At 27.7% G+C, this 11,204-nt stretch carries 5 protein-coding genes; all 5 read left to right on the top strand.

Annotated features, from left to right (window positions below; all coding sequences use genetic code 11):
* Positions 1-200 precede the first annotated feature (200 nt).
* Genes CLHOM_RS15015 through CLHOM_RS14995 form a run of 5 tightly spaced genes read left to right on the top strand, consistent with a single transcriptional unit; the run spans position 201 to position 11,198 of the window.
* On the top strand, positions 201-3,473 hold the full coding sequence (locus CLHOM_RS15015) for an Eco57I restriction-modification methylase domain-containing protein (RefSeq protein WP_052222508.1): 3,273 nt from the start codon (positions 201-203) through the stop codon (positions 3,471-3,473).
* 4 nt (positions 3,474-3,477) lie between these two features.
* Positions 3,478-4,293, top strand: a complete 816-nt coding sequence (locus CLHOM_RS15010; protein ID WP_052222507.1) for a DUF4007 family protein — start codon at positions 3,478-3,480, stop codon at positions 4,291-4,293.
* Positions 4,284-4,745: an AAA family ATPase gene (locus CLHOM_RS15005; RefSeq protein ID WP_052222506.1), complete on the top strand. Its 462-nt coding sequence runs from the start codon at positions 4,284-4,286 to the stop codon at positions 4,743-4,745. Before CLHOM_RS15010 ends, CLHOM_RS15005 begins: the two co-directional genes overlap by 10 nt.
* A complete protein-coding gene (locus CLHOM_RS15000) occupies positions 4,738-8,838 on the top strand; it encodes a hypothetical protein (RefSeq protein ID WP_052222505.1) in 4,101 nt (1,366 codons plus the stop codon). The genes CLHOM_RS15005 and CLHOM_RS15000 overlap by 8 nt, the downstream gene beginning before the upstream one ends.
* A gap of 2 nt (positions 8,839-8,840) precedes the next feature.
* Positions 8,841-11,198 (top strand): PglZ domain-containing protein, encoded by a 2,358-nt coding sequence (locus tag CLHOM_RS14995; RefSeq protein ID WP_052222504.1) that lies wholly within the window; start codon positions 8,841-8,843, stop codon positions 11,196-11,198.
* The last annotated feature ends 6 nt before the right edge of the window (positions 11,199-11,204 follow it).

Genomic DNA, 11,204 nt, shown 5'->3' with positions numbered 1-11,204 from the left:
TATTCAGGAGATATTATACATCAATATTTACTAATTTGGTTTCCCATTAAGGGAAAATAGAAAACTAAGTTAGAGTAGAGAAGTTTACCCTGTCGGGTAACGTATTTACGAATAATAAAAAAGAAATAAGTCTTAATGTTCATTACAAATATGGATAGTTTTCTATTGAATGTTATGACTAGATTATACAAGGAGGAAATATGAAATACTTTGATAATCAGTTTTTATTTTCAGAAACATATCTTAGTAGGTATATAAAAGAAAATAATAAAAAATCAGCTGCTAAGGATGAAAACTTAATAAACCTATTTACTAATATAGTAGATTGGAATAAAGAGTATACAATGGGTGATTATAAGGATGATCCATGGGAGTTTTATATTGATACAGTGCTTGATGTATTAGGATTTCAACATAAGGATACTAAAGGAAATGTGAGGGTATTATATACTAATCCTATAACCAATGTTGAGAAGCCAGTGGCAATCTGTTATGCAATTGATAAAGAAGAAGAGGTAGCATCAATAGTTAAAGGTAAATATTATGCTTATAATGCAGTTAAAGCTGCTAAAGAAAACGACGTTGAATGGGCTTTACTTACCAACGGTTATAAGTGGAGAATTTATAATACAGAAAATATTAGTCCTTTTGAATTTTATTTTGAAATTGATATAGAGTCTAGTATTAAAGAAAACAGTGTGCCTAATGAGGCTTTTCAACTCTTTAATTTGTTTTTTAATATAAGTACCTACTATACAGAAGATGGACAATTAAAGATTGAGAAAATTAAACATGAGTCTGATAAGATAGCAGAGACTATTGAAGAATTCTTAAGAGGTAAATCAGAAGAAATATTAAAGGATCTTTGTTATGGTTTAAAAGAAAATATGAATAAACAAGTTTATTCAGAAGAGGATAGAAAAAATATATATAATGATGCAATAATTCTGCTTTACAGGCTATTATTCTTTGGATATGCAGAATCCAGAGGCTTATTACCAATTATAAATGATGACCCTGATTATACTGATAGCTTTGAAAAACTTTGTTTTGATGCTAAGGAAGTTATGAATTTAGGACAACTTCCAAGCATAAAGGATGGATTTGAGTTTTGGGAAAGATTAGACTCTCATTTAAGAGTGTATGTAGATAATAGTTATAATGGTGGTTTGTTTCATAACCAGGATAAGCTTATATTAAGAGATTATAGAATTGCAAATGATCATTTAGTAAAATGTTTAGCTGAGATTTCATATAACAAAGATAAAAATGAAAAGTATACTTCTAAAATTCATTATAAGGATCTATCGGTAAGAAATCTAGGTGCAATATATGAGGGACTACTTGAGTACCGCTTATTTATTGCTGAAGAAAGAATGGTACAAAGAAAGAATAAAAATAAGATTTCTTACATAAAAGCATCTGAAACTATATTAAAAACATCAGACTTAAAAAATATTATTGAAGTTGGTGGAATTTATCTATCTCAGGATGCTATGGAAAGAAAGGAAACTGGAGCTTACTATACTCCTGAGGATGTTGTTGAATATATCGTTGAAAATACTGTAGGGAAAAGAATAAGTGAGTTAAGGCAACAACTAAGAGAGAAATTAAAACCATATTATGAAGAATTAACATATGAACCAACTGATCAAGGGAAAAGAACAATACAAAATACCATAGATACAACTACTCTTGAATTTATAAATGAAAAGATATTATCACTATCAATAATAGATAGTGCTATGGGAAGTGGACATTTTTTAGTAAATGCAGCTTATAGAGTAGCAAATGAGATTGTAGGGATATTATCAGATAATGATTGGAAGAGTTTAGATGAGATACCTGTAGATATAAAAGAATGGATACGTAAAGTGGTAGAAAACTGTATTTATGGTATTGATATAAATGATCTTTCAGTTGCATTGGCAAGACTTTCGCTTTGGTTAATATCTGCGTCAAATGATAAGGCATTGTCATTTATAGACCACCACTTAAAAACAGGGGATAGTATAATAGGTTCAACAAAAGCAGAAGTAAAGCATGTGTCTGATGAAAAACTTATTAAGATGTTCGATATTTTGCCAGATGCAATGCTTTATCATGTCATTAGAAAATTTAATAGAATTAAAGAAATTGGAAGCTCAACTAAATATGACGTTGAAATGCAGAAAGCTATTTACGAACAAATTGAAGGGGAATTAAATCTTATTAAGACAAAATTTGACTACTATTTATCAACAAAATATGCTGGTGGCATATCAGATGAAGATGAATATATAAAGATTATGAGATTTGGAAGTATAGAAGATTTTGAAAAGCCAGAAATAGAACCTCTAATAAAATATGCAAGAGAAAATAAATTTTTTCATTGGGAGTTAGAATTTCCACAGGTATTTTCAAATGGAGGGTTTGATATTGCAATAGGAAATCCACCTTATGTAGATGTATCAGTGGAAAAATATAAGCATTCAGTCATCACTAATGTAGATACTACTAATTTATTTTCATATATGATAGACAATAATTTAAAATTTGTAAAAGAAGATTTCAAGTTAGGTTATATTGTACCTTTATCATTAGTTTGTTCAAAACGTATGACAAGCTTGAGAAACTATATTTTAAAGAAAAGGTACAGTAATGTTAATTTTTTAAATATAGATAGTTCTACACATCCTGGAACTTTATTCAATAATCTTATTTTAAGACTAACAATACTTACTGTTTCTAATAATAAACAAACTGATAGTTCTAGTATAATTAGAACAACCGATTATATTAAATTTTTTGCTAGAGATAGAAAGTATATATTTAAAACAATTAAGTATACAGATATAGAAAATAATATTATGGTAGAAAATATAATTCCTAAAGTATCTTATGATATTGAAAAAACGATACTACACAAAATACTAACTAAAACTAAAAAAAATATGAGTGATTTCATGTCAGAAAACAATAGTGATAATTATTTCTTTTATAGAACGTTAGGTATGACATATTATGGATATGCCTTTAATGAACCTCCTTTATTTAAGGTAAATGGAGTACAGCAAGTTTCATCAACGCTTAAAACTATTTGCTTAAATAAAGATATATCTAAGTATGCAGCTATTTGTGTTTTCTATAGTTCGTTATTTTACTGGTTCTGGACAGTATATTCTGATTGTTATAACTTTACAAAGAAGGATTTCAGCAGATTAAATATTGATCTGGAAGAACTTTACAAATTTAGTGATGAGTTTGAAAGCATTTATAAGGAAATAGAACAGTCTTTATATCAAAATGGTGAAAAAGTATTATATAAAAAAGCTAAAGGTGATACAGAATATATGCTATTTAGACCAAGATATTCGAAAAAGGTTTTTGATAAGGTTGATTTTATTTTGGGAAGTTATTATGGATTAACCACAGATGAAATTAATTATTTAATAAATTATGATATTAAGTTTAGAGTTGATGATGGAGATTAAAAATATGAATTATAAGATACAAAGTCTAAATGGCTTTAAAATGTATTTTGATCAAGTAGTGAACGTATTTAAAGCAAAATATGATACTGACGAGGATATAAACCTTGATAAATTAGCTGAAATAACAGGTTTAAATAGAAGAAAAGCTAGACTTATATTAAATTACCTTGCTGATCTAGGGTTAAGTCAAAAAGCATCACTCAAATCCACTGAGTTAGGGAGACTAATTCATAAGTATGATGATTTTTTAGAAGATAAAGGTACATTGTGGATCATGCACTATTTGCAAGGAACTAATGATTACGTAATTATATGGAATAGATTGCTAAACTTTTTGGGTAATGTAGATACATTTACACGAGAGGATTTACTGGAATTATTCGTAGATTTAGAAACTCAAATAGGCGAATATACTTATAAAAATCATATAGGCAAGGAGATAAGGATTATAATAGATGCATATACGAATCAGAGATTTTCTAACTTATATATTATTGAAGAACAGAATAAAAAATATAAAGTTAACAAAAACCCTGAAGTACCTAATCTAATTTTACTAGCCGCTATAAAAAGATACCAAGATATAAATTACCCTGGAGCTACATCAATTTCTATTAATGAAATAGCAACTGCAAAAAATTCTCCAGGTAGGATTTTCTTTATTGATGAGCACGTTTTTAGGCAGAAACTTGAGGAACTAAAAAATCGGAGATATATAGGAATTGAATCAAGAGCTGATTTAGACCAAATAAGAATAAAAACGAATAAGAGTTTTGAAGATATTATTGAAGTGTATTATGGAGGGAAGGAATGGAACTAGAAACTCTAATTAATGTCCAACTGAATGAGAGATATAAAAACTTTTTAATACATGGACCTGCACTAAGTGGTAAGACTGAATTAGCTAGAAGAATTTGTGAAAAGTATCAGTGTAAATACATTTCTTTACTTGAGTTATTGATAAATAATAAAGAGGCTAAAGATAACATAGATATATTTGGACCTTCAAGATTAATTCAATATATTAAAGATATTACAGAAAATGATAAATTAATGGTTGTTGATCAGATTGATTTTTTAATAAACACTTGGACCGATAGTGAAGTAAGAGATTTTATGGTGTTTATTGATAAAAACCAATCAGAGAGCTGTTATATTTTTGTAATGCAGACTCATAAGCTTTTAGAGAAGGAAGAGTTAATTAGTTTAAGTGATAAAGGTACTCATAGGATGTTTAATGTTGTTAATTTAAGGGGTGATATTAATGACTAAAATTAAAGAATTACTAGATATTAAAAGTAGTTATTCAAATCAGGTAGATTTACATAGAGAATTTAATGATAGAGCTTTAAAGAAAGACAGAATGTCAAAATATAAGCCGATTAAGTCGCATAGAAAGGCTTTTGAGATTATAGCAGAGGGAGCTTATACTACTACATCAAAAAGATGTTTTGTATTATCAGGATCTTACGGAACAGGTAAATCCCATTTACTACTTATGGCGGCTAATTATTTTGAAAGTCAATCTGATACCGATGAAATGATAGAGTTTTTTAAAAATTATGCTGAATCTGAATCAGAGGAATTAGACAAGAGAGCCGAACTTTTAAAAACTATAAGAAAGGAAAATAGATATATAGTAGCTATAAGTAACTATGGAACAAATAAATTTGAAACATATATATTAAAAGCTATTGAGGAAGCTTTAAATAGAGAAGGTATATCTATTGAAGAGATGAGCAGCTACTATCTGGAGGCAGTAAAAAAGATAGGGCTTTGGGGTGATAGCGAAGATCAATATTATTATGAAAAATTAGAGAAAGAACTAGAAAATAGATATTCTGAATGGACTATAAATAAATTAATAAGTGAGTTAAAACAGTACAATAAGGATGCTATTGATATTTTTAAAGAGTTACATAAAATTGTTACAACTTCAGAATTTGAATTTGACAAAGATAACTATGTGGAAATAATAAAAGAGATGACCAAGAGCAAAATTATTAGAGATAATTTTGCTGGACTTGTTATTTTATATGATGAATTCGATTATCAGTTGAAGGGAAAAAGATTTGACTTAGATGAGTTTCAAAAATTTGCTCAAATGTGTGCAGCTTCGATAATGGACGATTTTCCCATTATTTTTGTTGCATCTACTCATAGATCATTTGTATCTTATAAAACGACATATAATTCTGAAGATTTTTCAACGGTAAGTGATAGAATTAGGGAAATACCACTAGAGACAGAAGGAATTGAGGAAATAATATCAGCAGTTGTAAATCCTCAAAAGAATTCAAATTCGTGGAAAGAAAATATTGTTCCAAATTTATCTATGCTTAGTACGATTTCAAATGAATGTTCCTCATTAAAAATCTTCAATTTATCTAGTCCTAAAATAAAAAAGAGAATAGTTGAAAATATATACCCTATGCATCCAATGGCAACATACTCTTTGCTTAAGTTGGCTTCTGATCTAGGATCTAATAATCGTTCAGTTGTAACCTTTTTTGCTGATGAAAAACAATATCTAGGTTCATTTAGCTGGTATATTAATAATCACGATATCTTAGATAAAAACGGTAAGTTACAATTTTATTCTGTAGCTTCTTTATTTGAATTTTTCAAGGATAGAATTAAATCAGACAACGGTGAGCTAAGAAGCACAATTAGAGATTTAATAAGAAATTTTGAAACTTCATTGAAAGAACTTAATAAGTATAAGGTTGCAGAAAGAGCAAACGTATTAATTAATGAGTTAGATAATGAGATATATGAAAAGATTTTAAGAGTAATGATTATATATCAAATAATTGGTATGGCCATAAATGAAGTTACTTTAAAATTTGGTTTATATCTTAATAGTGAAACTGAAATAAAGGAATTACAACATTCTATAAAGGTTGCATGCAGCAAAAAAATAATCTATTACAATGATCAAAATAAGTCTTACGAATTTAGAAGAAGCGATGCTGTTGATGTTGTAGCGCTTATAAATGAATATAAAACAGAACCTAATAATGCTCCTCTAGATATTATAAAAGAGTTAGAAGCATTAGCGAAGGATATCCAAGTTGATAAATTAAGTAAGTTCTTAAAAACAAATATTTATCTTGATGCTAAAAGATATAACTATACATTTTCAGAAGATAAGAGATTTTTGAAAAAATACGCAACGGTAAAGGATATTGAAAATAAGGCTATATTTCAAAATTTAAATAAACTCATAGATAATGAAGATGATTTTAAAAAGGGCTTTGAAGGAATAGCGCTTTATGTTATATGTGAATCTGAAGATGAAGTAAAGAAGGCTAAGGAACTTGTAAAGCATAATTATTTTGAACGCATTATTGTTGGTGTTACTAATGAAGAAATACCTATGTATGATGTTATATTTTCATTAAGAGCTGCTTTGAAGCTAGATGTAAGTGAATTTTCAACTCAAGATCAAGGAGTTTTAAAGGAAACTATTAGACAGTATGATAATGCAATAAATCAGTCGCTTACAAAATATAATACAAGTAAAAATCTCAATTACTATGGCAAGGATGGAGATTTGCTTACAAATTCAGCCAATGAGGATGATGCAGCTATAGCTAAAGTACTTGAGACCATTTATGAAAGCAAGAGAAACAAAATAAGACATGAGGATTTAAATAAGTCTCATGAATTTAAAGATAAAGGTAACTCAGCGCTAAAGGAAGCTGTAGAAATTTTACTTGATGCTAATAAGGAATTAGCATTTAGAAAAGATTACGCTGCTGACCGTGGAGATAAAAGATATCTCCAAAATGTTTTATATGCAAATGGGGTTATTAAACAGACACATACAGTTGGTCAAAGTATAATCTGTGAGGTTGAGAGCAATGTTAACAAGTATAAGTCTACACTTCCTGCACTTGCAGAAATGATAAATGTGATTTTAGATAATGAATTTCACCTGAAACTAAGTCCAAGTGGATTTGTTGAGGGAGTCATGAAAGAATATGGCATTGGATATAATTCTGCAATATTATTCTTTGCTATGGTAAAAAGATATTTTAGAGATAGTTTGACTATATCTAATGTTGGCGAAATAGGTATTTTAAATATTACATCCTATGACTCTTTATTAGATCTTTTATACAATAAAAAACACAAAAATACGATAATAGAATATAAAAAGATTGAAACGCACGATGAGGCATTAATAAAAGCTTTGAAAAAAATCTTTAATCCTGATGAATTAGAAGTATCAAAAGATGCAACTCTAGATGGGGTACATTCTCTACTTTCTAATTGGTATAAGGGATTGATGCCTATTCAAAAGGTTAAATCTATTTACGAAGGGAAATTAGATAAACTTATTGAGGTGTTTAATAAAATTGAAAATATAAAATCTAGAGATTTTATACTTGAAGAATTTAAGACTATTTATGGATATGATAAAGACGATTTAATTTTAGAGGATAAGGTGCAGGATTTAGCTGAAAAGTTTGCTAAGGACAAAGTGTTGATAGAAAGTGGTTATCAGATACTTATAGATAAAATAATAAGGAGATTCGGAGATGTTTTTGAGCAAGAAATATCAACAATGAAAGCATTGGATGATATTTTAATACAGTGGTTTGAAGGACTTAGTGATATTCAAAAGAGTTATAACAATGATTTACAAACAACTGAAAGTAAACAGTTAGTAATGAACATTGGAAAAAGTACCTCTCATGAAGACTTTATACTTGATAAGCTGCCAATAGCTTACTCGCTAAATAAGATTAGTGAATGGACTACTGATAAAACAGAATCATATATCAGTAAAGTTAGAGAGGCAAAAAAGCATATTGAAGAAAATGTATTTTTAGTTGAGCCTCCAATATATTCTATAGATGCTTTAAATAAGAACGAAATAAAGTTAAGCGATTCTAATATTCAGGTCGAATATAGGCAACAGGCTATTATAAAAATTACTGCTGGTTCAAATCATAAAGTTATTTATGCTACGTCTAATGATGAAGAACCAAGTAAAGAAGAAATTCAAAGGGAAGAAGATAGCAAAGAAATAACTATTAAGGTTACGAACGATAAACCAATAAAGTTTTGTGCTTTTGATAACGAAGGGAAGTTTAGCAAAACTATAAGAGTTGAATTTATAAATCAAGATAATAAATACGTAGTAAAATATGATATAAAACCAAAACAAACTAACCTATTTAACAAAGAAAAGGTTAGTGAGGAATATAAAATTTCAGTTGTATTGCCTAAAGACACTTCAAGTTTAAAAACTTGTTTGAATAGCATATTAAACGAAACAGAAAATAAATATTCAATAAATAAGAAAGAAGTTATTAATATTCTTAATGATATTATTAGAGAACTTCAGGAGTAAATATGAGTAAAGTAATATTAATAGAAGATTTTGAAAAAACATATCAAGAAAAATATGATGTTCTAGTATCTAAGGTTAATGACTATGTGGATGGATATAATTCAATTTTAAATGCAATATATCAAGGGTTAGAATTAGTTGTTGTTGTAAGAGACAAACATTGTATGAATTGGTTAAAAAAAATGCAAATACAATATCTTGAAAATAGAATCAAGATTACTAAGTATTCGCCTAAAACTAATTTACAAGAAATAATAGGTATTAATATTCCTGATTATGTTAGTGATGATGATATAGCTAAGGATGAGTTTATTCCTAATGCGGATAAATTCATATTTAGTAAAAATTTAAGTTTTGAAGATAATTTATTAAATCACTATTTTGGAATATATTTTACTCAGGAACAATTTCCTTTTTATAATATATTTGATCTTTTAAATAGTATGGACTTTAGTCTAATAGATAATATAAAAAAATATAGAGTGCTTAACAAGGTTTATAAAAATAAATTAAGACAATGGAATGAAAATTGCACCAATGGTATCCAAGAGAATATTATATCTGAATTTATTAGTAATCCTAGTAAATTATTTGATATTTTATCAAAATATTCGGTGTTAAAGAAGTATCCTATTAGTTTACAAATCATAGTTATAGGAGATATTACTAAAGCCCTAAATAAGATTAACTTAAAGATAGATACATTTATATTAGATAGTATTGATATTCAGGAATTAAAGAGTCACATAAAGTTATTTTTAAATGATATCAATATTACAGATTTAAGTCAGTCAGAAATGATTGAGTATATTGATATGCTTTCAGGACATTTAAATGAGGAAGCTCAATTTGTGCGAAAGCTTTTAGACAAAAATAATTCTACCATTAATAAATCTATAATAAACAAGATAATAGATAAGTTTGAGGGTACTAATATATTTGATAGTAATTTTGAAGAATATTTATCAAATTTGATACCACCAAATTATGTATTAGATCCAGAAAAAAATAATAGTATTGATGACTGGATTAATTGGGCTATAAGCTCATATCTACCATATAGATTCTGGATGGAAGATACAGATACTTTTGATTTGAGCATTGATAAGTATTCAGAAAAGTATGGGGATTGGGTATTTAATAACTATAGTAGCTTAATATCGAGTGAATCAAAAATGATATATAAAACTATGAAAAATATAAGCTCAAATCTTAAAACTGATAATACTTCACTGATTATTATGATAGACAATTTTAATTATAAGTACGTAAATTATAGCAAAGAGCTTTTTTCTAAAGAAGGATTTGCATTAACACAAAATACACCAACATTAAGTATGTTACCTACGGCTACTGAGGTATCTAAATATGCATTTTTTAGTGGTGAACCATTTGAGAGTTTTGATAAAAAATATTCTGTATTGTGCAAGCAGTGGGAAAGTATGTTGGAAAAAAGATTTAAGTACTTGCCTGATTTGAATTCCTTGGAAAATACCTATGAAAAGGATGCAGATGTGTATATATTAAATTATTTAAGTTTAGACAAGGTACTTCACGATAATTCCAAAGATTCAGCTATTCCACTAAGGCAGAGGATCAAAGCTGAGCTAAGTGCTATGGTGGACAAAGTTTTAGCATTCATACATAGGCTGGGAGTAGATAATTTAATAAAAATATATATTATATCAGACCATGGAAGTACAAGAATAATTAGTGGTCAGGATAATCTTATTCCAGAAAAATTTCACAAAGATAAATCTGATGATGCAGGATATAAATATATTAAACTTGATGATAGCAAATTCAGCATATATAAAGATGGTATAGGTAATTTATGTTACCCCATGGATAAGGCTAGGTATGGTGTTAAGTATAATTATATGATAGCTAAATCATACAACAGATTTTTAAAGATTAATGAAGACACATATGTTCATGGAGGAATTTCACCAGAGGAGCATATAATTCCGCTTCTTAAATTTGAAAAAGTAAATGTAACTATTAATAGACCTACTGTTGGCTTAAAGAATAATAACTTTAGATTTAATACTTTAGCTAATTTTGTACTCGAAATTAAAAATTTTAATGATTATGAAATTAATAATTTATCTATTACCATTTTAAATGACAATATAAAAGTTAAAGATGATGTTTATGCGGTTGGAGATATAGAATCCTATAAATCTAAGGAATATATTATAGGTAATGCTAGGATAACCAACAACAAAGAAGTTACTCAATATCTTAAATTAAAACTAGACTACGAATTTGTCGGCAAAAAGTACTCAGATACTATAATACTTGAGCTTAATATTAAATCAATACAGGAAAGTAAATTTGATTTGAATGACTTGTTTTAGCAAAGG

This window comes from Clostridium homopropionicum DSM 5847 (assembly GCF_001263795.1).
Lineage (GTDB): Bacteria > Bacillota > Clostridia > Clostridiales > Clostridiaceae > Clostridium_H > Clostridium_H homopropionicum.
Note: the sequence above shows the minus strand (reverse complement) of the source record. Positions and strands in the feature narration are given on the sequence as shown.

What these genes read in the sequence shown, in the direction of transcription:
- CLHOM_RS15015 (WP_052222508.1), top strand. Translation starts at nt 201, where the DNA reads ATGAAATACTTTGATAATCAGTTTTTATTTTCAGAAACATATCTTAGT.
- CLHOM_RS15010 (WP_052222507.1), top strand. Translation starts at nt 3,478, where the DNA reads ATGAATTATAAGATACAAAGTCTAAATGGCTTTAAAATGTATTTTGAT.
- CLHOM_RS15005 (WP_052222506.1), top strand. Translation starts at nt 4,284, where the DNA reads ATGGAACTAGAAACTCTAATTAATGTCCAACTGAATGAGAGATATAAA.
- CLHOM_RS15000 (WP_052222505.1), top strand. Translation starts at nt 4,738, where the DNA reads ATGACTAAAATTAAAGAATTACTAGATATTAAAAGTAGTTATTCAAAT.
- CLHOM_RS14995 (WP_052222504.1), top strand. Translation starts at nt 8,841, where the DNA reads ATGAGTAAAGTAATATTAATAGAAGATTTTGAAAAAACATATCAAGAA.